A 24,668-nucleotide genomic window follows, 5' to 3' on the forward strand; every position below is an offset into this window, starting at 1 on the left:
GCTTTTGCAATAGCAAAAAGTGGATTGCCTTATGATGAAAATTTTGTTTCAAAATTAGCTCAATAATGCTTGTTTTTTAACTCAGTTCTTTGTTGCCAACTGGTTTTATTTACATTATTTCAGTCAAATACACGATTCCGAAAATCCAACTAATGTAGATTAGAGTATAAGTCAGCGAATAAACTGCTGAAATTCCAATATCACCTTTCGTATCTTTTGATTTACTAAACACAAATTTTAATGCTCTAAAGAAAATCCAATATAGCATTGCTAAAATTATAAAAAGTGAAAACCAAAAGACTGCTTCCAAAACAATTAGCAATACAACGAATAAGATTGACATTCCAATCCATAATAGAATGGATAAAATTAACCCTGCTATTCCGTCTCCAATTTCAACACTCGGAATATCCATAGTTGGTGAAGTACTACCTGTTAGATCACCAGTTTTAAAATTTCTAAATTTTGGAAAATCGTCAATCAGTCCAATTCCTTTATAGAGTCCGTAAGTCATAAATAGAAAGAGAGCAGTAGCAATAATTCCCAGAGAAAAATATAGGTTTGAAGTCAGACTTCTATTGTAGTTAATTCCAGTCAGATAAACAGTCAGAATTGTAATTCCGATTACGAGTAATGAAATTATGAAAATGGATTTTCCTTTTAAATAATTCTGTTTAATTTTCAATTTAGAGGTTTTTGATCAGCTTGTGTATAACTTCTTTTATTCAATATCTAAAGTTAAACTTTTGTAGCGTTTGTATAGATATATATCTTTATTAGCATTGATTATTTTTAACTGCGATTCGTTAGCCATCAATACTGTTTCTTTCCATTCAGCATAAGGTGTTTTGTAATATAAATTTAGGCTATCATTCTCTATCTTAACAGTAATGCCTTCTGCATCTTTAGAGGTTATATATTTAGAATTAAACCCTGGGTTTAATTTTTTCCGAAACCCTTTTAAACTATCATTTACATTAATATAATCAATAGTTTCATTGTATTTATAGCCTTTCTTTTCACCAGTCTTTAATGTAACTTCTTCAATTTCCCAATAGCCATTAAGGTACTTTAAATGTATTTCAGGATTTTTAGAACAAGAAAGAACAGTTAAAAAGCATATAACAAGTACTATTCTCTTCATAATTTAAAAATTTTATAAGATTGATGAATTTGTTTTACCACATTTTCTGTACGTTCGGGATGTGTGTCACTAATAAACAACTGTCCAAAATTTTCATCATCTACCATTTCAATAATTTGAGCCACACGATGCTCATCGAGTTTATCAAAAATATCATCTAACAGTAAAATAGGAGGAACACCACTTTGCTGTTTTATAAAATCGAATTGTGCTAATTTTAGTGCTATTAAAAATGATTTCTGCTGGCCTTGACTACCAAACTTTTTAATAGGATAATCTTCAATCATAAAATTAAGATCATCTTTATGTATGCCAACACTAGTGTATTGTATCGCTCTATCTTTAGTTAAACTATTTTTTAAAAGTGTTTCTAAATGATCTGAAAATAAATCACTTTTATAATTGAGATTTACCTCTTCTTTGCTATTACTAATTGAGGCATATCTGGCTTTAAAAATGGGAGTAAACACTTTTAAAAAGGCATCACGTTTTTCAAAAATAGTTTGCCCATAAGTATTTAACTGTGCATTATATACTTCTAAAGTATCCGAGTTAAATGTATGGTTTACAGCAAAATATTTTAAAAGCGCATTACGCTGCGCTAATATTTTATTGTAATTAATAAGATCTGAAAGGTATGCTTTATCACTCTGAGAAATAACACTATCAATAAATTTACGCCTTACATCACTGCCTTCACTAATTAAGTCTCTGTCTGAAGGAGAAATAATAACTAAAGGAATAAAACCAATATGCTCGCTAAATTTATCGTAGGCTTTACCGTTTCGTTTTATAACTTTCTTTTGACCCTTTTTTAGAGATACAATTATTTTTTCGTTACGTTCATTTTTATTGAAACCACCATCTACAACAAAAAAATCTTCACCATGTTTTATATTTTGAGTCGCTACAGGATTAAAATAACTTTTACCAAAAGCAAGATGATAAATAGCATCTAAAGCATTTGTTTTTCCGATGCCATTTTCACCAACAAAACAATTGATTTTTGCGTCGAAATTAAACACTTGACTTTCAAAATTTTTGTAATTAACTAAAGAGAGTGTATTAAGAATCATAAAAATATTCGTACAAGCTTTGTTTTTATTGGATTGTGTACTCTAGATTAACCTGTGCAAATTATTGAAAAATAACAAATAAATAGGCTTTAAATTACCAATAAAAATTTTATTTTTGCCCTCGCACAAATTACTAGTTATGGCAACATATAAGAAAAGAGGATACAAGCCGAAAACCAAAAAAGAAAGGGTTGAAGCTATTGAAGATAACTCAACAACAGCTGAGGTATTTAATACCTTAGATGAATCTGCGTCTAAAACTGAAGAGTGGATTGTTAAAAACCAGAATATTATTTTTGGTATTGTAGGTTTTGTTGCATTAGTTGTTTTAGGTTACATGGGCTATAATAAGTTTATAGCAGAGCCAAATGCAAAAGAAGCAATGAACGAAATGGCAAGAGCGCAGAGCTTTTTTGATGACGCAGCAACTGCAGCAGATCCAGATGATTTATATAGATTAGTGCTAGAAGGCGGTCAAGGAAAGTACGGAATGCTAGACATTATCAGTGAATACGGAGGTACACCAGCAGGAAACTTAGCTAACTATTATGCAGGAGTATCTTACTTAAACCTTAAAGATTACCAAAACGCTATAAAGTATTTAAATGATTTTTCTAGCGATGATATTATGTTATCAGCTGTAGCTAAAGGAGCTATTGGTGATGCTTTTGTGCAACTAGACCAAGATCAAGAAGGTTTAGAGTATTACGAAAAAGCAATTGCAACCAACGCTAATGAGTTTACAACACCAATATATTTGCTAAAGGCAGCAAGAACTGCAATGGATTTAGGAAATAATAGTAAAGCTTTAGATTATTTAAATAGAATTAAAACTGAATTTTCATCATCTACAGAGGCAACTCAAGTCGATGTGTTAATCGGAAAAGCAACAGCAAGCTTATAGATATGGCTACTGCAAATCATAATTTATCGAACTACGATAAAGCTACAATCCCAAATGCGAAAGACTTTCGATTTGGGATTGTTGTTTCAGAATGGAATACAAGCATTACTGAAGGTTTGTGGCAAGGTGCTTTTAATGCCCTTATAGATTGTGGTGCGTTAAAAGAAAATATTGTGCGTTGGAATGTGCCTGGTACTTTTGAGCTTACTTATGGCGCAGCAAGAATGTCTAAAAGTATCTACGCAGACTCCGGAATGTTAGATGCCATTATTGTAATAGGTTGTGTTATTCAGGGAGAAACAAAACATTTCGATTTTGTTTGCGATGGTGTTACGCAAGGCATTAAAGATTTGAATCTAAAAGGAGACATTCCTGTTATTTTTTGTGTATTGACCGATAACAATATGCAGCAATCTATTGATCGTTCTGGTGGTAAACATGGTAATAAAGGTACTGAAGCTGCCATTGCAGCTATAAAAATGGCGCATCTTAGATTATTTTAATCTACAATTGTCTACATACCAAGATTTATAATATTTCAGTTTATTTTGTCAGTTATAGAAATTTGGCGTGTTTTTTGTTAACAATTTTTAGGAATAACAAAGTGTGACTTCATAGTATTTTAAGTACTTTTGATAGGTGACACATTTAATTCTAATCATAGAGTTTGTTTAATCAACGAAAAAATAAACGTTTTAATTATAAGTCTCGCTTAAATGATTCAAATGAAACGAGATCTGATGATGATTTGGAAGCGAAATGGAATGAAATGAGAGGCAATACGAAGCGTCGCGGAAGTATATTAACTTCATTGCCAGTATTAATAATATTTCTAGCATCGCTTTTTATTTTAATTTATATCCTCAATGGGTATATAAAATGAAGATAATATGGGACCAATAAAATTCACTTTATTTAAAGGACTACCTAGAAATAAAAGATTTAACTATACACCTAGATATTATAAAGGCAAGGAAGAAGTAGATAAATCACAGTATTCAACAAAGTTTGATGCTTATGCTGAAGCCTATAATAAGAATGATTTTTCAGGGCAATGGCATGAAAGTAGAATAAATAATAGAAATAGAAACAATTCTGGTTTTAATAGAACTATTTTAATTTTAGTTGCTGTTTTTGTTTTAATCTTTCTGTATATAATAGATTTTGACCTCTCGATTTTTTCAGCTAGTAGCTAATGACTGATATCATTCAATTATTACCAGACCATGTTGCCAACCAAATTGCAGCAGGTGAAGTAGTTCAGCGTCCTGCATCTGTAGTTAAAGAACTTTTAGAAAATGCAATCGATGCTAATAGCTCAGAAATTAAACTCATTTTAAAAGAAGCTGGTAAAACCTTAGTACAAGTTATCGATAATGGTAAAGGAATGAGTACTACCGATGCTCGTTTAAGTTTTGAGCGTCATGCTACATCTAAGATTCGTTCTGCTGAAGATTTATTTCAATTAAACACAAAAGGATTCCGTGGTGAAGCTTTAGCAAGTATAGCAGCTATTGCTCATGTAGAATTAAAAACAAAACAAGAAAACCAAGAATTAGGTTCGCAGATTATTATAGAAGGAAGCAATGTTAAATCTCAAGATGTCGCTGTAACACCAAAAGGCACATCAGTAGCGGTAAAGAATCTGTTTTTTAATATTCCGGCGCGTCGAAATTTTTTAAAATCAAATACAGTAGAACTTAGACATGTTGTAGATGAATTTCATAGAGTTGCTTTAGCACATCCAGGTATAGCATTTTCAATGTACCATAATGGAAGTGAGCTGTTTAATTTACCTCTTAGTAATTATCGTCAACGTGTGGTTAATATTTTTGGCTCTAAAACCAATGAAAAATTAGTGCCAGTAGAAGAAGAAACAGAAGTGCTAAAGGTATCTGGTTTTGTTGGAAAGCCAGAATATTCAAAAAAGACAAAGTCTGAACAATTCTTTTTTGTGAATAACCGATTTATTAAAAGCCCGTATTTAAATCATGCGATTAATGCAGCTTTTGAAGGTTTATTACGCGATGGTTATCATCCTACATATTTTTTAAATTTAACAGTAGACCCAAAAACGATAGATATTAATATCCATCCAACAAAAACAGAAATTAAGTTTGATGATGAGCATACTTTATATGCTATTTTACGTTCTGCGGTAAAGCATAGTTTAGGACAGTTTAATGTGGCTCCAATTTTAGATTTTGAAAGCAATACCAATTTAAACACACCTTATAATTTTAAAGATAAAGAAGGAGCAACACCAGTTATAGAGATAGATAGGTCGTTTAACCCATTTGCAGATGAAGTTGGTCAAAAACAACCACAACAGCGTAGCTATACAAAACCTCCAACTCAAGATTGGGAGAGTTTGTATGTAGGTTTAGAGTCTAAAAGCACTAAGTCTCAAGGTGATTTTAAAGAAATGACTTTTGAGAGTGAATCTAAAGATCAATCGATTTTTAAATCTGAAGATATTGCCTTAGAGAAAACAACGTATCAATTGCGACAAAAATTTATTGTTAGCACTATAAAATCTGGAATGCTAATTATAGACCAAAATAGAGCACACCAACGTATCTTATATGAGAACTTGTTGAAGCAACTAACTTCAAAAGAAGCAATAACTCAACAATTGTTATTTCCATTGCAATTAAATTTCTCTAATACAGATGTAGAGATGTTGTCACAAATGCAAAATGATTTAGAACATGCAGGTTTTGTGTTTTCAGAGTTTAGCGCTGATGAAATTACTGTAACCGGAGTGCCAGTTGGTGTTCCAGAAAGTGAAGTGACCATTGTTTTAGAACAATTAATTAGCGATGTTGAAAACGATGTGCCAGATCAAAATTTTAGTGCTTCAGATTTATTAGCAAAATCTATGGCCAAAAGTTTAGCTATAAAAACAGGACAATCTTTAAATGTGGAAGAGCAAGAGCATCTATTAAATAGCTTGTTTGCTTGTAAAGAACCAGCAGTGTCACCAAGCCATAAAACAACGTTTATTACGTTAGGAGTAGAAGACATTGAGAAAAAATTTATGTAATTAATTATGAGACAAGGAATAACAGAAGGAGTTAAACATTTGTTGATTATCAATGTTGTAATGTTCATTGGGATGATGGTCATTGGTAATGGAGAATTATTTAACCAATGGTTTGCTTTATATTTTCCGAAGAACGAATTGTTTCAGCCTTGGCAAATTATTACGCATATGTTTATGCATAGTAATTTGCAGTTTACACATATTTTATTTAACATGTTTGCGTTATGGATGTTTGGAACAGCAGTTGAACAAGTGTTTGGTTTAAAGAAGTTTTTAACCTTTTATATTCTTTCGGGTTTAGGTGCTGCATGTATACAAATTACATTTTTATATTATCAATTTAATAGTGGATTAGAAGATTTGTTAGTAGCAGGTTATGATCAAACTCAGATTTTAGGATTGATGGCTGAAGGTAAATGGAATCCAAATTGGGAATCAGTTTTAGGTAATAATACTCAAAATTTCCTTTCAGCATTTTTAGCACCAATGGTTGGTGCTTCAGGAGCAATTATGGGAGTTTTAGTTGCTTTTGGTATGTTATTTCCCGACTCTAAATTGATGCTAATTTTTTTACCAGTTCCAATAAAAGCTAAGTATTTTATTCCAGCAATAATTGGCTTAGATTTATTTTCGGCAATTACAGGGGCATCGATATTTAGTCCAGGAAATACAGCGTATGCAGCGCACGTAGGAGGAGCACTGACAGGGTTTCTTTTAATGTGGTTTTGGAAGAAAAATGAAAAAGATAAATACCGTTGGAATTAAAAAATGAGTACACCGCAAAGCCTTAAATACAAGTATGCAAATCTCAATGCTTTTGGTAAAATTATAGTTATAACAGCTATCGTTTTCCTTATAGATTTTGTGATGACACATATCGCAGGATTAGGTAATCTAACTAAGTATTTAAAATTACCGGCTGATATCTCAGATTTTATACTTCAGCCTTGGACTTTAATTACTTATGGTTTTATGCACGGAGATATTATACATATTTTCTTCAATATGTTTATACTTTATGCAGTAACTCAAATTTTATTAAATCTTTTCAGGTCAAAAATGATCTTGAATATTTATTTTTTAGGTATCATTTTTGGTGGATTGATTTTTCTTGCATTTTATAATTTAGCGCCATCAAGTATTATTAAAAACGTCTCATTTTTAGTGGGAGCTTCTGCTGGTGTTAGAGCACTTATTATTTTTATAAGTGTTTATATGGCAAATTCAGACGTACGTATTTTTAAATGGAATGTTAAATGGAAATACATCGGAATGTTTATAGTAGGTATAGATATTATAGGGTTTTTAAGTGGCGTTAATCAAGGAGGCCACATTGCACATTTAGGTGGTGAGTTTTTAGGATATTTATATGCTGTACAATTACAAAAAGGAAAAGATATAGGATTAGGTTTTGAAAAGCTTGCAGATGGCTTTATGAGCTTGTTTAAACCTAAATCACATTTAAAGACTGTACATCGTAAAACGACCAAATCTAAAATGGCAGGTAAGACTAAAGATGAATTTAAGTCGTTTAATAAACAGAAACAAATAGATATTATTCTAGATAAAATTAGTAAAAGCGGTTATGAAAGCTTAACTGCCGAAGAAAAAGAATTTTTATTTAGAGCAGGTAAATAAAACAGATAGATTCCCGTTTCTATGGGAAATGCATATGAAAGGATTAAAACGCTTTGATAAAATTATTTTTTTTGTCAATACTTTGGCAGCGTTTCTATTGCTTTTATCTTACATTCTTCCTTATATACCTCCTAAAAGTTTTTCCTTTTTATCAGTACTAAGTTTAGGTGTTCCTTTGCTTATTATTATTAATGTACTCTTCTTTTTGTATTGGCTTTTTAAAGTAAAGAAGCAGTTGTTGTTATCATTAGTCGCATTGCTTTTAGGGTTTACTTATGTGACATCTTTATATAAATTTACGGGTTCTAAAGCTATTGAAGATGCTTCAAATTTTTCAGTGATGAACTATAACGTGCGCCTCTTTAATTTATTTGATTGGCTACCAAGCTCAACTGTTGAAACAGATATTTTAAATTTTATTAAGCAAGAAAACCCAAGTGTTTTAAGTCTGCAGGAATACCATAGAAGTGATACGTTTAAGCTTGAAGGTTATTATAAATACGAAAATGTTTCAGACGGAAAAGTAAAAAGTGGCCAGGCTATTTTTTCAAAATATCCAATTGTTAACTCTGGTTCTATTGAGTTTAATAATACATCTAATAATGCCATTTTTATTGATGTGGTAAAAGGAGCAGATACCATTAGAATTTATAATTTGCATTTGCAATCTTCTAAAATAAATACGGAAGTTAGCGAACTCAAAAAAGAAACTTCAGAGAAACTAGCTCAACAGGTTGGAGATACATTTAAGATGCAACAAGATCAAGCAGAATTGTTTTTACTACATAGAGATAGAAGTCCATATAAATCGATAATTAGCGGCGATTTTAATAATACAGCCTATTCTTATATATACAATAAAATTAAAGGAAAATCTCAAGATGCTTTTGATGTTGCAGGTAATGGTTTTGGGCGTACCTATGATTTTAAATTCTTTCCTATACGTATAGATTTTATTTTTGCGGATTTAGACTTTACAGTTAATGGTTTTAAAACTTACGACGTAAAACTCTCAGACCATTATCCTATAAAAGCCACTCTAAAGTTACATTAAAGCGCAATCTACTGAATCTGCAAAAATGTGAATGATTAAACCTAAGCCTATTAATCGTGTTTTTTTTATCACGGATAATAGAAGGTAGATACCTATAGCGTAGTAACGGTGTAATAGATGAAAATTAATACTACAACGATTTGCATCAAATACAGGGTTTGCTAAAAGATGATCTAAGTCTATAAGTATACCTAAGAACATTATAAGATAAGCTTTTTTCCAATTTTTTTTAAAAAATAATAAAGCAATAATTAGAGGGAAACCAAAATGAATACCGTAATGTATAATGGATTGAAACATTATAAGTTTAGTGTTTGTGCTTCTAAATAGTTAATGGTATTTGGGCCTTCATTAAATAATAAATCGAGTATACTTAAATTTGAGATATAACCATGCTTTTGAGTGAATACTTGAGTGTAATTTTCAAAATTAAAAACGAGTTTATTTTTAGGATTAACCAATACTCTATAGTCATGCTCTAAATCTATGATTTTTTCATAAGAAGACGATAATTGATAGTTAGAGTCTATCTGAAGGCATTCACATAAAATCTCAAAACATTTGAGATTAAAATCTAAGATAAAGTTGGTTTCTGTTTCAAATAAAGGCATTAAATCATCTTCATAAAACTCATAAAATGGGGACATTCTATAAGCCGACTGAATAGATTTTAAATGTTGTAGTTGCCATTTATCTTCGTTGTAGATACGAACATCTTTGTAGAGTTGCCGTTGCTTTTGTGTATATGAAACAGGTACAGTTAATGCTAACTTGCCATTGGCTCCATATATTTCAGCACGATTTCTATACGTTTGTTTTTGGTAGTTGTCATGACTTTCAAAACAAAGCAAATTAGTATTAACAATAGCGACAAAATGCGCAATATTAGGAAAGTATGTTGGGTGAATTAAGCACATGCTTATTGCAATTAAACAGCTTTCTTCTTTTTCTTTCTCCAACGACTAAACATCGTCCAACCAAATACAATAACAATAAACGGAATAAAATAAGAAATGCGTTTACCAGAACCATTGACCATAGTAAATACACGATCCCAGCGAATACTCCAATTAGAAAAACCGTCATTAATACCATCGATACTCATCCAAATAAAAACAGGTTTACCAATAACGTGGTCAAAAGGGACATAACCCCAAGCACGACTATCAATAGAATTGTGTCGATTATCTCCCATCATCCAGTAATAGTCTTTTTCAAACGTATAAGAATCGACCAATTCTCCATCTAAGAAAATTTGATTGCCTTTAGCCACAACTTTATGTCCTTCATATTCTTGAATAAGACGATCATATATTGGTAAATTCTCTACAGTAAGTGGAGTAGTAGTACCTGCTTTAGGAATATAAATTGGCCCGAAGAAATCTGTATTCCATGAATAATTAGGATCTCTTGGGAATGTTGCACCATATATTTCTTTTTCCTGTTTATAAACTTCTAACTTGCTTACTTCAGGATGATTTTTTAACTGTGCAGCAGCTTTATCAGATACAGCATATATTATATATACATTGGAATTGCCGTCTATAGGTCTAGATCCATCATTAATGTCAAAACGTTTTAAGAAAGCGTTTACATTAGCTTGAGATAAAGGTCTTTTTAAATACATAATGTAAGAAAACTGTAACTCAGCTCTATCCGGTAATACATTTTGTTTTCCGTTAATATAAACATAACCATTTCTAACCTCAAGTGTATCTCCAGGAATACCAACGCAGCGCTTAACAAGGTTGGTTTTTTTGTCAATAGGTTTATAATAATTACGATCTGGAGTAAATTTATTCATGTCTAACAACGTATCTGCTGGCTGTCCAAATACGACATAGTCATTATTTTCTATTTTTTCAAATGCAGGAAATCTAAAATACGGTAATTGTAATTTATTTTGCCAAGCCGTTTTGCGCTGCTCATAACGATCACTGAACACATATGATTTTTTCTTTAATATAGGAATAGTATCATGTACCATCGGTGCTGCAACAGTAGTCATAGGAGTACGTGCACCGTAATGAAATTTGCTTACAATTAAAAAATCACCAACGAGTAAAGATTTCTCTAACGATGAGGATGGAATAACAAAAGGCTGAAAGAAATAAGTGTGTACAATAGTAGCAGCGACTATAGCAAATAATATAGAACTTACCCATTCACCAGCACTTGTTCTTGGCTTTAAATCTCGGTCTACAATATATTTTACATCAGCGACATAATTGAGATAGTAGTTGTAAAACCCTAAAGTGATAATTGCGAGGAAACCATCAATATTAGAATTTTTACCAAAACTTCTAGCAGTTTCTACCCATACGGCAGGAATCATAATAAGATTTACAATAGGCAAAAGCATTAATAGCGCCCAATACCAAGGACGATTGATAATCTTTGTTAATATAACAGCATTATATAATGGTATAAAAGCTTCCCATGCTTGTCGACCTGCTTTAATATATAGTTTCCAAGTGCCAAGCCCATGAATAACTTGTATAACCAAAAAGAAAATTAACCATTCTGTCCCGTTCATAATATTATCTTTAATGATAAATGTCTAATGTAAAATGACAAATATCCTTTTTTTATATTCTAATGTTTTATATTCTAATGTTTTATATTCAAATTTGCAGTTTTTCTAGATGAAATAAAAATCCTAGTCAATTCATCAGCTTCTTTTAACAAAGATTTACACATATCTGGTGAAAGTAGATTTTCCTCTTGTATAAATTCAATCCAGAACAAACTTTCATCAATTTCTTCTATTACAATGCTAATTTTTGATATAAAAGCTTTTTTTGATTGCGCAACACATGTAGCTCTATAATTAGCAGCAACAGAAGTTGAACTTCTGATGAGTTGTTTTTTTATATGATTGGCTAAATAATCATTAGGAAGTTTAGAAATTAATTTAATGCAATTATGAGCAAAAATTTTAGTTCTATTTTTTAAATCCTTTGTCATTATTAATCAATCATCATTAGCAATTAAGCATTAATATTTAGCACATCTTTCATACTAAACACTCCTTTTTTGTTTTTTATCCATTCTGCGGCTATAACGGCTCCGAGTGCAAAACCAGATCTATTGTGTGCTGTATGTTTTATTTCAATCGAGTCAACATCAGAATTGTAATTAATGCTATGTGTTCCAGGAACATTTTCAATGCGTTTAGCAGTGATTTTAATTTCATTAGCTTTTGGTTGCTCCATTGTCCAATTTTTATAATCAGACTCATTTATAATTCCTTCAGCTAAAGTTATAGCAGTACCACTTGGCGCATCTAACTTTTGTGTATGATGAATTTCTTCTATATGTGTATTGTAATCTGGGTAATTGGCAATTAAAGATCCGAGGATACGGTTGACTTCGAAAAATATATTAACACCTAAGCTAAAATTTGAAGCATAAAGAAACGCTCCGTTGTTAGAATTACAATGCTCAGTAATTTTATCGTAATCTGCTAACCATCCGGTAGTACCAGAAATTACAGGTACATTTGCATTAATTGCTTGTGTAATATTATAAACAGCAGTTGATGGTAAACTAAAATCTATAGCTACATCTGTATTAGAAAAATCGAAATGCTTTGTTTTACTATCTGCTTTAAAAGAAATAGAATGTCCGCGATTAATTGCAATACGTTCTATAATTTTCCCCATTTTACCATAACCGAGTAAAGCTATATTCATATTAAAATGTATAATTAAAGGTTAATCCTAAGTCGGAAGAGTGTTCCATGCGATTGTACTGAAAATGTGGTTTAAACGATAAGTTTTCGTCCACATTAAATTGTAGTAAATGTGCATCAATGTTAGCATCAATAATATTCAGTGCGTAGATACCAATGGTAACAAAAAGAGATATTTCTTTGTTTCGTCTAAATTGACGTTGTGCTCTAATTAAACCATCGTCAGAGATGTTTTGAAATTCATCATCATTAAATCCGGCTCTACGTCTTTTAAATGCATCTCTAAATCGATCTAATTCATTATCATTAGTAATGTAGAAATAAACGCCAGTTCCGAGAGCAGCGTAAACGATTGGTATTTTCCAGTATTTTTTATTGTATGCTTGACCAAGACCAGGTAAAACCGCCGAGTAAAATGCAGCTTTGGCAGGCGAAAGCGGGTCAATGGGTTTTCTAGTAACAGATAGATTAGAAATTTTGAGATCTTCATTAGTTACAACGGTACTATCTTTTCTTTCTTGTGAAAAGGAAATAACACAGAGTAAACAGCAAACTATAGTAATGAAATAATGCTTATTTAGCACGTTGCACAAGTTTTTTTATACGATTGAAATCTTCTTCAGAATGAAAAGGGATTGTAATCTTACCACTACCATTCTTTGTTACTTTAACGTCTATTTTATGGCCAAAGTATTCTGAAAATTCTTTAATACCTTTTTTAATATGTTTAGGTGGTTCTTGTACTGTTTTTTCAGTATAATCTTCAGTAGGGTTATTTAAATTTTTAACTAAAGCTTCGGTAGCTCTTACAGATAATTTATTACTGATTATTTTTTCATAAACCTCAAGCTGATCAATTTGATTTTCAATATTAATCATCGCTCTACCATGTCCCATAGATATAAAACCATCTCGCATACCAGTTTGAATAATAGGATCTAATTTTAACAATCGTAAATAATTGGCTATAGTTGAACGTTTTTTACCAACACGCTCACTCATTTGTTCTTGAGTGAGTTTTATTTCGTCTATTAAACGCTGATATGACAATGCAATTTCTATAGGATCTAAGTCTTGACGTTGAATATTTTCAACCAAAGCCATCTCTAATGATTCTTGATCATTAGCAATCCTAATGTAAGCAGGAATTGTAGTATTACCTATTAATTTTGAAGCTCTAAAACGACGTTCTCCAGAGACTAATTGGTATTTATTAAACGCTAATTTGCGAACGGTGATCGGTTGTATAACTCCTAACTCTCTAATGGAAGAAGCTAATTCTTTTAATGTTTCATCATTAAAATTAGTTCGAGGTTGAAATGGATTAATTTCAATATCTGAAATGTCTAATTCTACAATATTACCAACAACTTTATCTGCGTTTTTATCTTCAGCAGATTTTATATCGTTTACAGGATCTTTCAATAAAGCAGAAAGCCCACGTCCTAAAGCTTGTTTTTTAGTTGCTTTTGCCATTGGTATTATTTTTTTTGATAATCTCTTTTGCTAAACTTAGATAATTAGCAGCGCCTTTACTACTTACATCATAGTTAATAATACTTTCACCATAACTAGGTGCTTCACCTAAACGAACATTACGTTGAATAATTGTTTCAAAAACCATATCACTAAAATGCTTTTGCACTTCTTCTACAACTTGATTTGATAATCGAAGACGAGAATCGAACATCGTTAATAACAAACCTTCAATATCTAAGGCTTCATTATGAATCTTTTGCACACTTTTTATAGTATTCAATAGTTTTCCTAAACCTTCTAATGCAAAATATTCGCATTGTATTGGAATAATTACTGCGTCAGCTGCTGTTAAAGCATTTAAAGTTAATAACCCTAATGATGGAGCACAATCTATAATGATATAATCGTAATCATTTTTAATATCATCTATTGATTTCTTTAACATGTATTCTCTAGCCTCCTTATCAACAAGTTCTATTTCTATGGCTACTAAATCGATATGCGCTGGTATTATGTCTACATGTGGTGCATTTGAAGGTACAACAGCCTCTTTTGCAGAAATGGTATGCTCTAAAACTTGATAAGATCCTTTTTCAACATTATCAACATCTATACCTAAACCAGAACTGGCATTTGCTTGTGGGTCAGCATCAATAAGTAGGATTTTTTTTTCTAAGACACCTAAAGACGCAGCTAAATTAACTGAAGTTGTTGTTTTACCAACACCGCCTTTTTGGTTGGCTATTGCAATGATTTTACCCATTAAATGATTTGGTTTAAATAGGGTTTAAAAATACGATTATTTATGGGTTTTGAAAACCGAAGTTGTTAACAGGAGTTAAATAAAAAAAGAGCGACAACCAGCCGCTCTTTCAATGTTTATTTTAATTATATCGATTAATCTTCAGGCATCAGCATAGCTCTTAAATACCCATCGGTAAGGTATTTTTTTGCAACATCGTGTATGTCCTTTACAGTTAATGCATTAACATTATCTTCAAAATTAAGAACATCATTGATATCACCTTTGTTATAGTCCGTGTTTCTGATGGTAGATAGCCAAAAACGATTTTGCTCTAATTGATCTTTACGGCTCAGTAGCTGTGCTTTTTTAACTTTGTCTAAATCTCCAGCTTCTGGACCATTATCTATAATTTTTTGAAGCTCACCAATAGCAGCATCAGCTAGTTTCTCTGCATTTTCTGGGGCACAAGGAAATGAGATGCTAAAATTAAAACTACCGTAAGGAATTTTAGTTATAGAACCTCTAGCACCAGCACCATACACACCACCTTCTTCTTCTCTTAACTTTTCTATAAGTTTTATGCTTAGAATCTCTCCTAAAGCTCGCATGGCTCTAGCTTCTTTGGCATTATATTCTGTTTCACCTCGGTATGTAAGATTAACATTGCTTTTTGGTTCGGTTCCTTTTTTAATGATCAACTCATGAGCACCAGATTTTGGTCTAAACGTAGGAACTTTATATGTTTCTCTTTGATCATTTCCTGGTAAAGAAGCGATATACGTTTGCGCATATTCAGCAAGTTTAGTATCGTCTATATTTCCAACAAAATAAAAGTTGAAATCACCAGCATTAGCAAAACGTTCTTTATATTTTTTGTAGGCTAAATCGTAATTGGCTTTATCTAGATCTTCAGGTGATGGAAAACCAACATATCTAGGGTTTCCTTCATTAAGGTATTTACCTAAAGCTATTGAGAAATATGTATTTGGATTAGATTGTAGATTTCCTAAAAATGCTTTTTGTTTACTGATGAATGAAGCAAAGGCTTTTTCGTCTTTATCTAGTTTTGTAAAATAGAGATGAATCATTTGAAACATTGATTCTAAATCTTTAGGAGAAGCAGAACCTCTTAAACCTTCATTATAGGTGCCAATGTATGGTCTTACAGAAGCAATTTTGCCAGACATTATTTTTGTAATGTCATTTCTGGTTAACCCATCAATACCAGCTTCTGTTAATCCGCCATTAGCATTTGCAACTTGTAAAAACTCTTCATCTGTATATAAAGACGTTCCTCCATAACTGAAGGCATCTAATAAAATTTCATCATTTTTAAAATCAGTTTTCTTATAAATGATTTTTGCACCATTACTCAAGGTAATTACAGCAGTTTCATTAAGTTTTTCATGATTTTTAATATCAATTTTAGCAATACCACCTTTTTTAGGCTTAGTAGTCATGAGTTCAGAACGTACAAGTTCATCTTCATAATTTTTAATATCCGATTTTTTAACGGCATCTAATAATGCAACAACTTCTTCTTCGGTTACGGTTTTAAGTCCTTCTTTTTTAGGACCTGTTAATACTACCAATCTATTATCGTCATGTAAAAAATCAGCAATTAAACCATTAACCTCTTCTAATTTAATGTTAGGTAGTTCAGAGTTTGCATAACCATTAATCCATTCTATTCCAGGAATAGGATTATCGTTAAGGAAATTTTGAATATAACCACCAACAATTCTGTTAGACTCTAATTTATCTCTGTTCTTATAAGCACGATCTAATCTGGCTAAATAGCCTTTTTTAGCACGTTCAAATTCCGAAGCATTAAAACCAAAACGCTTTACACGTTCATTTTCTTCTAAAAGTGTTTTTAAAGCTTCTAATTGTCCGGTTTCTTTAGTCTGCGCAATAGATTGATAAGCTTCTTTATTGCCTATAATTCCACCATGAAATGAAAATCCGAAAACAAATGGTGGATTAGGTTTGTTGCTATACTCTCTAAGTCTGTTATTAATCATTTCTGTAAATAAACCTTCAACCATGTTGTCCCTGTAATCTTTTACAGTTTTAGTTACTTTAGGTTCTCCTTTATCTTTATAATAAATTTGAACTTGGCTAGCAGAAGCTTCTTCATCAGTTTCTATAGCTATAAATGTACCTTCATGATTTTCAGAACCATATTCTTCACGGAGTTTAGGGTTATTAGGATTTGAAAGCTTACCGAAATGTGTTTTTATCTTTTTCTCTAGTGTTTCAACATCTAAATCACCAACAGCAATTACTGCCATTAAATCTGGACGATACCAATCTTTTTGGAAGTTTCTTAAACTCTCATATTTAAAAGTTTCTAAATTTTCTTTAGTTCCAATAGGTAAACGATCTGCATATCTAGATTTATAAGCAATCTTGTCTAAATATTTTTGTTGCATACGCGTTGCAGCTCCTAAACGTGTTCTGTATTCTTCAATAACAACTCCACGTTCTTCATCAATATCCTTATCAGTAAGTAAAGCGCCTCCAGCCCAATCTTGAAGAATTTCGAAGCCTTTTTCTAGCTTTTCTGGATCATCACTAGGAATAGGTAAAATATATACAGTCTCATCAAAACTTGTATACGCATTTAAATCGGCACCGAACTCTACACCAATACTTTGCAAATAATCAATCAATTCATTCTTCTGAAAATTATTAGTTCCATTAAAGTTCATGTGCTCCATAAAGTGCGCTAAACCTAATTGATCATCGGTTTCTAAGATTGAACCCGCCTTTATAGCCAAGCGCAATTCTACTTTGTCTTCTGGTTTTCCATTATTTTGAATGTAATACGTGAGACCATTAGATAGTTTGCCAATTTTTACATCGTCTGTAATTGGTAAATTGTCAGAAGGAACTGAACCCGTAGTTTGATTCTCAGGGTTTGTTTTTGTCTGCGCAAATGTTGAGAAAGTTAAGGTGGCGCAGAGCATAATTATGGCACATTTTGCCATAGAAATACATCGTTTCATAATAAAGATGGTTTAATGATTAATGAATTTTATTCCTAAATTTAAGTATAGGAAATTTCTTTAAAAATAGAGCATAAATTATTAATATCAAAGCGTTAAAGAGAATTTAACGCTCTGTTTTAATACATAAGTACTGATGATAAAGTTAAGTTTAGAGTATTTTACTAACTCTAAGTGTCATCATTTATATATATTCAAAAATTAAAATTTATACCCTAATTTAAAAGATAAATTCTGGAAATCTGAACGTATAATATTATCTTCATCTATGACGATATCATTTTTATAATCTGGATAATAAGCTAAGGTAAATTCGAAATCAGATAAAAATTCTGCGCCAATTTCAAAACCATAAATAAATTTAGTTCTAGAACTATCAATAGTATCAAATGTAACTTGTGTAATATCTGTTATTTCATAATCTAAGATTACAGCTCCTAAACCAGCACCAATAAATGGATTTAATTTAGATTCAGGTTTGTTAAAATAATATTTAGGTGTTATTGTAATTTGTAATGAAGATAGATCTTGTTCAACATTTGTAAATTCAAATGAAGTATTAAAATTATACTGTAATGTGAAATCGTAAAATAATCTACCGGTTAAACTCCCTAGGTGAGCTGGAGAAATGTTTAAACTAGCAAAAAGGCTTAAACTACCATCATCTTCACTTTGTTCACCCTGATTATTAATCCTAATATCAGTAGTTTGGTTGTGATAACCTATACCGAAATCATAATTTAAAACACTTTTTTGATTAGCATAAGTTTGATCGATTTTTTGACGTTCTGATAATTCAAAACTGTCAGTATATTCAGAACAATTATTATAATCATTTATAAGTTGAATAACTCTAGCTTCAGTCATATCACTTTTTGAAGCTTTAGTTCTAATGCTAACACAATCATTAAAAATGACAATTAACTTTCCTCTATTTTTATTTACAGTATGAGGCTCACCTAATTTTTTGAGTTCAACAATCCCTGTTTGGAGTTTTGTATTTTCAATATAATGTGTATTAGTACTAGCTGTTTTATAAAAATTAATAGTACCAGAAGATAAAACTTTAACAGAAGTTTGATTGCCTGAAATATTGATATTCTGCTCTTGGGCAAAACTTAAAGCAGATATAAATACTACTACTAATAGTATTAAATTTGTTGTTTTCTTTTTCATAATGAGTAATTTAATAGATGTAGCAAACCTTTTTTACGTAAAGTTAACTAATAAAAGGTTTGATAATTGTTAAAATTTATCAATAAATGTACCATAAGCAGTAGAAATGATACTTTTAAAATAAGTGAGCTTATTTTGGCGTATAATTGACTTTTTTAGAAGTTGTCAATCAATTAAAATCTCTAAAATTTGAATTGCAGCAGTACTAATTTTTGTGCCTGGTCCAAAAACAGCGACTGCACCAGCATCGAATAAATATTGATAATCTTGTTTTGGGATGACACCACCAACAATCACCATAATGTCTTCTCGTCCATAGCGTTTTAACTCCTCAATCACTTGTGGTACTAAAGTTTTATGACCAGCTGCTAATGAAGACACACCTAAAATATGAACATCATTTTCTACAGCTTGTTTGGCAGCTTCAGCTGGTGTTTGAAATAATGGACCTATATCTACATCAAAGCCCACATCGGCATAACCAGTAGCTACAACTTTGGCACCACGGTCATGACCATCTTGCCCCATTTTTGCAATCATAATACGTGGTCTACGCCCATCTTGTTCTGCAAAAACATCGGCTAATTTTCTAGCTTTATTAAATGAATTGTCGTCTTTTATTTCTTTACTATACACGCCGCTAAATGATCTTATTTGTGCTTTATAACGTCCAAACTCTGCTTCAAGGGCATCACTAATTTCACCTAGTGTGGCACGTTCTCGAGCTGCTTCAACGGCTAAAGTTAAAAGATTTTTGTTACCTAAACGGGCAGCTTCAGTTAATTTTGACAGCGCCTTCTTAACATTTTCAGTGTTTCGTTCAGCTTTGATTGTATTTAATCGCTCTATTTGCGCATTACGTACCGTTTGATTGTCTACTTCTAAAATGTGTAAGGGGTCTTCTTGTTCTAATCGGTATTTATTGACACCTACAATAATGTCTTGCCCAGAATCTATTCGTGCTTGTTTACGAGCAGCAGCTTCTTCAATACGTAGCTTCGGTATTCCAGCTTCGATGGCTTTTGTCATGCCTCCAAGTTCTTCAACTTCTTCAATTAGTTCCCATGCTTTTTGAGCGATATCATGGGTTAGTTTTTCAACGTAATAACTTCCAGCCCAAGGGTCAACCGTTTTTGTAATTTTAGTTTCTTCCTGTAAAAAGATTTGTGTGTTTCTTGCAATACGGGCAGAAAAATCAGTTGGTAGTGCAATGGCTTCATCCAACGCATTAGTATGTAAACTTTGTGTGCCACCAAAGGCAGCAGCAGCAGCTTCAATTGTTGTACGCGCCACATTATTAAACGGATCTTGCTCTGTTAAACTCCACCCTGAGGTTTGACAATGCGTTCTTAAAGCCAGTGATTTTTCATTTTTAGGATTAAATTGTTTAACCAATTTAGCCCAAAGCATACGTGCCGCTCGCATTTTGGCAATTTCCATAAAGTGATTCATACCTATAGCCCAGAAAAAAGATAAGCGAGGCGCAAACGTATCGATATCCATACCAGCTGCTAAGCCTTTACGAATGTACTCTAAACCATCAGCAAGTGTATAAGCCAATTCAATATCACAAGTAGCGCCAGCTTCTTGCATATGGTATCCAGAAATACTAATGCTATTAAATTTTGGCATGTATTTACTGGTGTATTCAAAAATATCAGAAATAATTTTCATTGAAGGCGTAGGCGGATAGATGTAGGTATTACGTACCATAAACTCCTTTAAAATATCATTCTGAATTGTACCAGCTAATTGTTCTGGTTTTACTCCTTGTTCTTCTGCAGCAACAATATAAAATGCAAGAATGGGAAGTACAGCACCATTCATAGTCATGGAAACAGACATTTTATCTAACGGAATTTGATCGAAGAGTATTTTCATGTCTTCAACCGAGTCGATAGCTACACCAGCTTTACCAACATCACCTACTACGCGTTCATGGTCTGAATCATAACCACGATGTGTTGCCAAATCAAAAGCTACAGAAAGCCCTTTTTGGCCAGCGGCTAGATTACGTCTGTAAAAAGCATTACTTTCTTCTGCTGTTGAAAACCCTGCATATTGGCGGATGGTCCAGGGACGACGAACATACATTGTACTATAAGGCCCACGTAAGTTGGGCGCTAAACCAGCAACAAAATTGATGTGTTCTAAATTTTTTGTATCATCACTTGAATATGTTGACTTAACCTCAATATCTTCAGCAGTTTTAAATACGCTTTTATCTAAAAGAGGAGATTTCTTAGAATTTGATTTTAGCGATATATGTTGAAGCTCTTTCCTTGCCATTAAAAAATCATTTTTTCTATATAGGGATCAAAATCAATATCAATAGGAGTTGTAATATTAATTAGTATTGATTTTTGGTTAGAATTAATAAAATATGCTTGTTGAAAAAAAGATTTATCTCCTTTTTTTTTATCTACTCTAAAAATGGCTTTAAAAATTTGTGCACTTGGCAAAGCTCTAAATTTTGCAGTAATTCTTGTAAACTCTACATTTGTGTCTTTAGCAATACTGCTTTGATTTTGTTGGATAATGCCTAATAATTTTTGCGCATCTTGCTTGGCTATTGGTGCATATGGAATGGTGTTAGCCAAAAACGTAGTACCTAAATTTGAAGCATAGTAGATGTAATTATTACCATCTAGTTTTCTTATGTTTTTTAAACGTTCTCGTTCTAATTCAAATTCTTTTTTGTTTACTAGAGAATCTAAAAGGCGTTCATACTTTGAAGCAGAATAACGTTCAAATTCTACGGGAAGAAATAACTGAATGCCATCATTTTCTAATAAATGACGTTTGGTTTCTATATCGTCACTATTAAATGTGTTTTGCGTTTTTGTTTCATTTTTACAAGACTGTAAAGTAAAACTTATAGCTATTAAAACAGGAATTATAAATTTTCTCAATGTCATTAGTTTATTCGTCATTTAATCTTTTAATTTCCAATGTTTCAGATAGTCTTTTCTCTATTATTGGCTCTATTAATGTTTTTCTTTTTTCAATTTTTAAAAATGGAGATTTCTCAAGATCATCTTTCATTCTATCCTTTGTATTTGGATGCTTATTTGTTCCTAATAGAGTAATCTCACCATTATCAAAACTTATTTGTTCTTTAGCGGCACTTTCTTTAATTTTTCTTTGAATTGTGCCTTCTTTTAATTGTAATAAAAATCCACCATTGGCTTCAATACCTTTAAAAAGATCTAGCGCTTTTTCTGCTAATTGTTGTGTTAAGTTTTCTATATAATAAGCTCCGTCAGATGGATTATTTACAGCATTGAAATAACTTTCTTTTTTAAGTATTAAGAGTTGATTTCTAGAAATACGTTCTCCAAATTCATTTGACTCATGATACAAATCATCATACGCTACATTAAAAACGGTATTGGCGCCACCTAAAATAGCACTCATACATTCTGTTGTTGTACGTAACATGTTTACATTGTAGTCGTAAATGGTTTTATTACGCTTACTTGGAGCTGCAATAATATAACATTCTGTATTGCAGTTATACTCAGAAGCTAAAGTATTCCATAATTGACGTAGTGCTTTTAGCTTGGCAATTTCGAAGAAATAATTAGAACCAACAACAACATTAAAAATGATTTTAAGCGATTGCAATGTGCTTTCATTACTGCTATTAAGATGATTTAAATATTCATTCGTTTGTGCTAAACCATAAGCTAGTTGTTGAACTGCTGTTGCGCCAGCATTTTGATATAAGCTTATGTCTATATAAAGTTGGTTGGTTGTTTTTGTTATGGTTTTAAACTGTGTATGATCTTCTTTTAGATTAATGTACCAGTTTCCGGTTTTAGCTAGGTTGCCAATAATATCTGTATTAAAATAGATGTTAGATGTATCTTCTATTATATTATAAGCGTTTTGAATAAAAGAAGCCGATAAAAAAGATGTTTTAAAATAAATAGGAATTTCTGAAACATCAATATTCTGAACAAGGTTTGAAACAGAAACAGATTCAGAATTTATAATAAACCGAATGCTTTCTGCACCACGTTCTATAGCATCAATAGCTTTTAAATTGGCAGATGCCACATCTGAAACCTCGATAGTTTGACCAATTGACCAAGCTGTTGTTTTAGTATCAGAAACTTCAGGAAATGTATTATACTCATCAGCATGATAAAAAGGTTTTACATCGATTCCTTCATCTGTTTTCCATATTAAAGTGTCATTATAATCTGCACCTTTTAAATCGAATTGTATTTTTTGTTTCCATGCTTTAGAAGACACCGAATCGAAATCTTTAAATAATGGTTTACTCATTTTTCTTTTTCTTAGGAATACTATCTTCGTATTCAATGATATAAATTTCCTCGTTTGGCTTTTTCATAAAATACGTTTCTCTAGCTGTTTTTTCAACGCCTTCTTCAGTACTTAGTTCTTTTATAGCTTTATTATCTTTAAGCATTTCAGTTTTATAATATGCTTTTTCGTTTTCTAGAGCTTCAATATCTTCATTTAAATCGCGGTGTAATAACCATGAGTGCGCGTCAAAGAAAATCATCCATACAGCAAAAACCACTATAACCAAAAGGTAAATGTTTTTAAATGGTTTTAGATATTTTCTTTTAGAAGATTTCATTATAAACGTTCGTTAATTATTGTCTTTACAATATCAACTGCAACTGTATTGTATTTATTATTTGGTATTATAATATCGGCATATTCTTTCATGGGTTCAATGAATTGTTCATGCATAGGTTTTAGTGTGGTTTGGTAACGAGATAATACTTCATCTATGTCTCTACCACGTTCACTAATATCGCGTTTTAAGCGTCGTATTAAACGCTCATCACTATCTGCGTGTACAAATATTTTAATATCAAAAAGATCTCTTATTTCTGGGTTTGTTAAAATTAAAATACCTTCTACAATGACAACTTTTCTAGGTTGTGTCTGAATCGTATCTCCAGTTCTATTATGTTTAACAAACGAATAAACGGGTTGCGATATGGTATTGCCTGCTTTTAATTTATTAAGGTGTGAAACAAGTAATTCAAAATCAATAGAACGTGGATGATCAAAATTAATTTTTACGCGTTCTTCATAACTTAAATGCGATGTGTCTTTATAATAAGAATCTTGCGAAATAACAACAACTTCTCCTTCAGGGAGTTCGTTGAGTATAGTGTTAACTACTGTGGTTTTACCACAGCCAGTGCCACCAGCAATTCCAATTATAAGCATGAAATATTCTTTTAATTAACGTAGCAAAGTTAATTAAATAGCTTCACTTATTTTTTGATTTTTGCAACTTCTTCTTCAGTTACAATTTCTCCGTATGTATTACCCCAACTATGGTTGATATAGTTCATAACATCAGCTATTTCATCATTGCCAAGCCCTTGTGGAGCCATATAGCTATTATATACTTTTCCGTTTACAGTAATTTTACCTTTTAATCCGTATTTAAGGCCTTTAATACTAGACTCTCTGTTAGTTTTAAGATAATCTGAATTTGCTAAAGGCGGAAAAGTATTTTTCACTCCTTCTCCAGAATCTAAATGACAAGTAATACAGAAATCTGCATAGACATCATTACCACGCTTTATACTTTCTTGCAATACTTTATCCTGAACAGTGTTGTAATTAGTAACATCTGTTTGATTTACTATTATTAAAATAAAGCCAACTGTAATTATTGTAATATAACTGAGTAATTTCATATTTT

At 31.6% G+C, this 24,668-nt stretch carries 26 protein-coding genes; 7 read left to right on the forward strand and 19 right to left on the reverse strand.

From position 1 onward, the window contains the following. Positions 1-109 precede the first annotated feature (109 nt). The 3 genes from K8Z87_RS10030 to recF form a co-directional block, all read right to left on the reverse strand. Positions 110-514: a hypothetical protein gene (locus tag K8Z87_RS10030; protein ID WP_227477426.1), complete on the reverse strand. Its 405-nt coding sequence runs from the start codon at positions 512-514 to the stop codon at positions 110-112. Positions 515-721: 207 nt separating this feature from the next. Continuing rightward, complete coding sequence (locus tag K8Z87_RS10035) at positions 722-1,144, reverse strand: lipocalin family protein (protein ID WP_227477427.1); 423 nt, start codon at positions 1,142-1,144, stop codon at positions 722-724. After that, on the reverse strand, positions 1,141-2,220 hold the full coding sequence (recF, locus tag K8Z87_RS10040) for a DNA replication/repair protein RecF (protein WP_227477428.1): 1,080 nt from the start codon (positions 2,218-2,220) through the stop codon (positions 1,141-1,143). The genes K8Z87_RS10035 and recF overlap by 4 nt, the downstream gene beginning before the upstream one ends. Before the next feature lie 139 nt (positions 2,221-2,359). Between recF and K8Z87_RS10045 the strand changes: the two genes are divergently transcribed. The 7 genes from K8Z87_RS10045 (at position 2,360) to K8Z87_RS10075 (ending at position 8,862) form a co-directional block, all read left to right on the forward strand. Further along, positions 2,360-3,124 carry a tetratricopeptide repeat protein gene (locus K8Z87_RS10045; RefSeq protein WP_227477429.1) on the forward strand — a complete coding sequence of 255 codons (765 nt, stop codon included), beginning with the start codon at positions 2,360-2,362 and terminating at the stop codon, positions 3,122-3,124. A 2-nt stretch (positions 3,125-3,126) separates the two neighbouring features. After that, complete coding sequence (gene ribH, locus K8Z87_RS10050) at positions 3,127-3,627, forward strand: 6,7-dimethyl-8-ribityllumazine synthase (RefSeq protein WP_227477430.1); 501 nt, start codon at positions 3,127-3,129, stop codon at positions 3,625-3,627. A gap of 387 nt (positions 3,628-4,014) precedes the next feature. Beyond that, positions 4,015-4,320: a hypothetical protein gene (locus tag K8Z87_RS10055; protein ID WP_227477431.1), complete on the forward strand. Its 306-nt coding sequence runs from the start codon at positions 4,015-4,017 to the stop codon at positions 4,318-4,320. Beyond that, positions 4,320-6,170, forward strand: coding sequence for a DNA mismatch repair endonuclease MutL (gene mutL, locus K8Z87_RS10060; protein ID WP_227477432.1), 1,851 nt, complete (start codon positions 4,320-4,322; stop codon positions 6,168-6,170). The genes K8Z87_RS10055 and mutL overlap by 1 nt, the downstream gene beginning before the upstream one ends. A gap of 6 nt (positions 6,171-6,176) precedes the next feature. After that, entirely contained in the window at positions 6,177-6,935 is a 759-nt protein-coding gene (locus K8Z87_RS10065; protein ID WP_227477433.1) for a rhomboid family intramembrane serine protease, read from the forward strand. Between the two features lie 3 nt (positions 6,936-6,938). Then, positions 6,939-7,808 carry a rhomboid family intramembrane serine protease gene (locus K8Z87_RS10070; protein WP_227477434.1) on the forward strand — a complete coding sequence of 290 codons (870 nt, stop codon included), beginning with the start codon at positions 6,939-6,941 and terminating at the stop codon, positions 7,806-7,808. A gap of 34 nt (positions 7,809-7,842) precedes the next feature. Continuing rightward, positions 7,843-8,862 carry an endonuclease/exonuclease/phosphatase family protein gene (locus tag K8Z87_RS10075; RefSeq protein ID WP_227477435.1) on the forward strand — a complete coding sequence of 340 codons (1,020 nt, stop codon included), beginning with the start codon at positions 7,843-7,845 and terminating at the stop codon, positions 8,860-8,862. On the opposite strand, the gene K8Z87_RS10080 is transcribed toward K8Z87_RS10075, so the two are convergent. The 16 genes from K8Z87_RS10080 to K8Z87_RS10155 form a co-directional block, all read right to left on the reverse strand. Beyond that, on the reverse strand, positions 8,854-9,162 hold the full coding sequence (locus K8Z87_RS10080) for a DUF6122 family protein (RefSeq protein WP_227477436.1): 309 nt from the start codon (positions 9,160-9,162) through the stop codon (positions 8,854-8,856). The genes K8Z87_RS10075 and K8Z87_RS10080 overlap by 9 nt on opposite strands. Next, positions 9,162-9,779: a WbqC family protein gene (locus K8Z87_RS10085; RefSeq protein WP_227477437.1), complete on the reverse strand. Its 618-nt coding sequence runs from the start codon at positions 9,777-9,779 to the stop codon at positions 9,162-9,164. Before K8Z87_RS10085 ends, K8Z87_RS10080 begins: the two co-directional genes overlap by 1 nt. A gap of 11 nt (positions 9,780-9,790) precedes the next feature. Further along, positions 9,791-11,398 carry a signal peptidase I gene (gene lepB / locus K8Z87_RS10090; RefSeq protein ID WP_227477438.1) on the reverse strand — a complete coding sequence of 536 codons (1,608 nt, stop codon included), beginning with the start codon at positions 11,396-11,398 and terminating at the stop codon, positions 9,791-9,793. 74 nt (positions 11,399-11,472) lie between these two features. Further along, a complete protein-coding gene (locus K8Z87_RS10095) occupies positions 11,473-11,829 on the reverse strand; it encodes a four helix bundle protein (protein ID WP_227477439.1) in 357 nt (118 codons plus the stop codon). A gap of 23 nt (positions 11,830-11,852) precedes the next feature. After that, on the reverse strand, positions 11,853-12,557 hold the full coding sequence (gene dapB, locus K8Z87_RS10100; RefSeq protein ID WP_227477440.1) for a 4-hydroxy-tetrahydrodipicolinate reductase: 705 nt from the start codon (positions 12,555-12,557) through the stop codon (positions 11,853-11,855). 1 nt (position 12,558) lies between these two features. Next, positions 12,559-13,140, reverse strand: coding sequence for a DUF5683 domain-containing protein (locus K8Z87_RS10105; protein ID WP_227477441.1), 582 nt, complete (start codon positions 13,138-13,140; stop codon positions 12,559-12,561). Then, positions 13,130-14,032: a ParB/RepB/Spo0J family partition protein gene (locus K8Z87_RS10110; protein WP_227477442.1), complete on the reverse strand. Its 903-nt coding sequence runs from the start codon at positions 14,030-14,032 to the stop codon at positions 13,130-13,132. The genes K8Z87_RS10105 and K8Z87_RS10110 overlap by 11 nt, the downstream gene beginning before the upstream one ends. After that, a complete protein-coding gene (locus tag K8Z87_RS10115) occupies positions 14,016-14,798 on the reverse strand; it encodes a ParA family protein (RefSeq protein ID WP_227477443.1) in 783 nt (260 codons plus the stop codon). Before K8Z87_RS10115 ends, K8Z87_RS10110 begins: the two co-directional genes overlap by 17 nt. Positions 14,799-14,932: 134 nt before the next feature. Beyond that, complete coding sequence (locus K8Z87_RS10120; protein ID WP_227477444.1) at positions 14,933-17,791, reverse strand: M16 family metallopeptidase; 2,859 nt, start codon at positions 17,789-17,791, stop codon at positions 14,933-14,935. 201 nt (positions 17,792-17,992) lie between these two features. Beyond that, the gene (locus tag K8Z87_RS10125) at positions 17,993-18,967 is read right to left on the reverse strand and encodes an outer membrane beta-barrel protein (RefSeq protein WP_227477445.1); all 975 of its coding nucleotides are present in this window, start codon (positions 18,965-18,967) and stop codon (positions 17,993-17,995) included. 165 nt (positions 18,968-19,132) lie between these two features. Then, positions 19,133-21,256: a methylmalonyl-CoA mutase gene (gene scpA, locus K8Z87_RS10130; RefSeq protein ID WP_227477446.1), complete on the reverse strand. Its 2,124-nt coding sequence runs from the start codon at positions 21,254-21,256 to the stop codon at positions 19,133-19,135. Beyond that, a complete protein-coding gene (locus K8Z87_RS10135) occupies positions 21,256-21,900 on the reverse strand; it encodes a hypothetical protein (RefSeq protein ID WP_227477447.1) in 645 nt (214 codons plus the stop codon). The genes scpA and K8Z87_RS10135 overlap by 1 nt, the downstream gene beginning before the upstream one ends. Further along, on the reverse strand, positions 21,890-23,260 hold the full coding sequence (locus K8Z87_RS10140) for a methylmalonyl-CoA mutase subunit beta (protein ID WP_227477448.1): 1,371 nt from the start codon (positions 23,258-23,260) through the stop codon (positions 21,890-21,892). The genes K8Z87_RS10135 and K8Z87_RS10140 overlap by 11 nt, the downstream gene beginning before the upstream one ends. Next, entirely contained in the window at positions 23,253-23,579 is a 327-nt protein-coding gene (locus K8Z87_RS10145; protein WP_227477449.1) for an FtsB family cell division protein, read from the reverse strand. The genes K8Z87_RS10140 and K8Z87_RS10145 overlap by 8 nt, the downstream gene beginning before the upstream one ends. Next, a complete protein-coding gene (udk, locus tag K8Z87_RS10150; RefSeq protein WP_227477450.1) occupies positions 23,579-24,184 on the reverse strand; it encodes a uridine kinase in 606 nt (201 codons plus the stop codon). The genes K8Z87_RS10145 and udk overlap by 1 nt, the downstream gene beginning before the upstream one ends. A gap of 47 nt (positions 24,185-24,231) precedes the next feature. Next, positions 24,232-24,663, reverse strand: a complete 432-nt coding sequence (locus K8Z87_RS10155) for a c-type cytochrome (RefSeq protein ID WP_227477451.1) — start codon at positions 24,661-24,663, stop codon at positions 24,232-24,234. Between the last annotated feature and the right edge of the window lie 5 nt (positions 24,664-24,668).

It is taken from the genome of Winogradskyella immobilis, from assembly GCF_021887715.1.
Lineage (GTDB): Bacteria > Bacteroidota > Bacteroidia > Flavobacteriales > Flavobacteriaceae > Winogradskyella > Winogradskyella immobilis.

What these genes read in the sequence shown, in the direction of transcription:
- K8Z87_RS10030 (WP_227477426.1), bottom strand. Translation starts at nt 514, where the DNA reads ATGACTTACGGACTCTATAAAGGAATTGGACTGATTGACGATTTTCCA.
- K8Z87_RS10035 (WP_227477427.1), bottom strand. Translation starts at nt 1,144, where the DNA reads ATGAAGAGAATAGTACTTGTTATATGCTTTTTAACTGTTCTTTCTTGT.
- recF (WP_227477428.1), bottom strand. Translation starts at nt 2,220, where the DNA reads ATGATTCTTAATACACTCTCTTTAGTTAATTACAAAAATTTTGAAAGT.
- K8Z87_RS10045 (WP_227477429.1), top strand. Translation starts at nt 2,360, where the DNA reads ATGGCAACATATAAGAAAAGAGGATACAAGCCGAAAACCAAAAAAGAA.
- ribH (WP_227477430.1), top strand. Translation starts at nt 3,127, where the DNA reads ATGGCTACTGCAAATCATAATTTATCGAACTACGATAAAGCTACAATC.
- K8Z87_RS10055 (WP_227477431.1), top strand. Translation starts at nt 4,015, where the DNA reads ATGGGACCAATAAAATTCACTTTATTTAAAGGACTACCTAGAAATAAA.
- mutL (WP_227477432.1), top strand. Translation starts at nt 4,320, where the DNA reads ATGACTGATATCATTCAATTATTACCAGACCATGTTGCCAACCAAATT.
- K8Z87_RS10065 (WP_227477433.1), top strand. Translation starts at nt 6,177, where the DNA reads ATGAGACAAGGAATAACAGAAGGAGTTAAACATTTGTTGATTATCAAT.
- K8Z87_RS10070 (WP_227477434.1), top strand. Translation starts at nt 6,939, where the DNA reads ATGAGTACACCGCAAAGCCTTAAATACAAGTATGCAAATCTCAATGCT.
- K8Z87_RS10075 (WP_227477435.1), top strand. Translation starts at nt 7,843, where the DNA reads ATGAAAGGATTAAAACGCTTTGATAAAATTATTTTTTTTGTCAATACT.
- K8Z87_RS10080 (WP_227477436.1), bottom strand. Translation starts at nt 9,162, where the DNA reads ATGTTTCAATCCATTATACATTACGGTATTCATTTTGGTTTCCCTCTA.
- K8Z87_RS10085 (WP_227477437.1), bottom strand. Translation starts at nt 9,779, where the DNA reads ATGTGCTTAATTCACCCAACATACTTTCCTAATATTGCGCATTTTGTC.
- lepB (WP_227477438.1), bottom strand. Translation starts at nt 11,398, where the DNA reads ATGAACGGGACAGAATGGTTAATTTTCTTTTTGGTTATACAAGTTATT.
- K8Z87_RS10095 (WP_227477439.1), bottom strand. Translation starts at nt 11,829, where the DNA reads ATGACAAAGGATTTAAAAAATAGAACTAAAATTTTTGCTCATAATTGC.
- dapB (WP_227477440.1), bottom strand. Translation starts at nt 12,557, where the DNA reads ATGAATATAGCTTTACTCGGTTATGGTAAAATGGGGAAAATTATAGAA.
- K8Z87_RS10110 (WP_227477442.1), bottom strand. Translation starts at nt 14,032, where the DNA reads ATGGCAAAAGCAACTAAAAAACAAGCTTTAGGACGTGGGCTTTCTGCT.
- K8Z87_RS10115 (WP_227477443.1), bottom strand. Translation starts at nt 14,798, where the DNA reads ATGGGTAAAATCATTGCAATAGCCAACCAAAAAGGCGGTGTTGGTAAA.
- K8Z87_RS10120 (WP_227477444.1), bottom strand. Translation starts at nt 17,791, where the DNA reads ATGAAACGATGTATTTCTATGGCAAAATGTGCCATAATTATGCTCTGC.
- K8Z87_RS10125 (WP_227477445.1), bottom strand. Translation starts at nt 18,967, where the DNA reads ATGAAAAAGAAAACAACAAATTTAATACTATTAGTAGTAGTATTTATA.
- scpA (WP_227477446.1), bottom strand. Translation starts at nt 21,256, where the DNA reads ATGGCAAGGAAAGAGCTTCAACATATATCGCTAAAATCAAATTCTAAG.
- K8Z87_RS10135 (WP_227477447.1), bottom strand. Translation starts at nt 21,900, where the DNA reads ATGACGAATAAACTAATGACATTGAGAAAATTTATAATTCCTGTTTTA.
- K8Z87_RS10140 (WP_227477448.1), bottom strand. Translation starts at nt 23,260, where the DNA reads ATGAGTAAACCATTATTTAAAGATTTCGATTCGGTGTCTTCTAAAGCA.
- K8Z87_RS10145 (WP_227477449.1), bottom strand. Translation starts at nt 23,579, where the DNA reads ATGAAATCTTCTAAAAGAAAATATCTAAAACCATTTAAAAACATTTAC.
- udk (WP_227477450.1), bottom strand. Translation starts at nt 24,184, where the DNA reads ATGCTTATAATTGGAATTGCTGGTGGCACTGGCTGTGGTAAAACCACA.
- K8Z87_RS10155 (WP_227477451.1), bottom strand. Translation starts at nt 24,663, where the DNA reads ATGAAATTACTCAGTTATATTACAATAATTACAGTTGGCTTTATTTTA.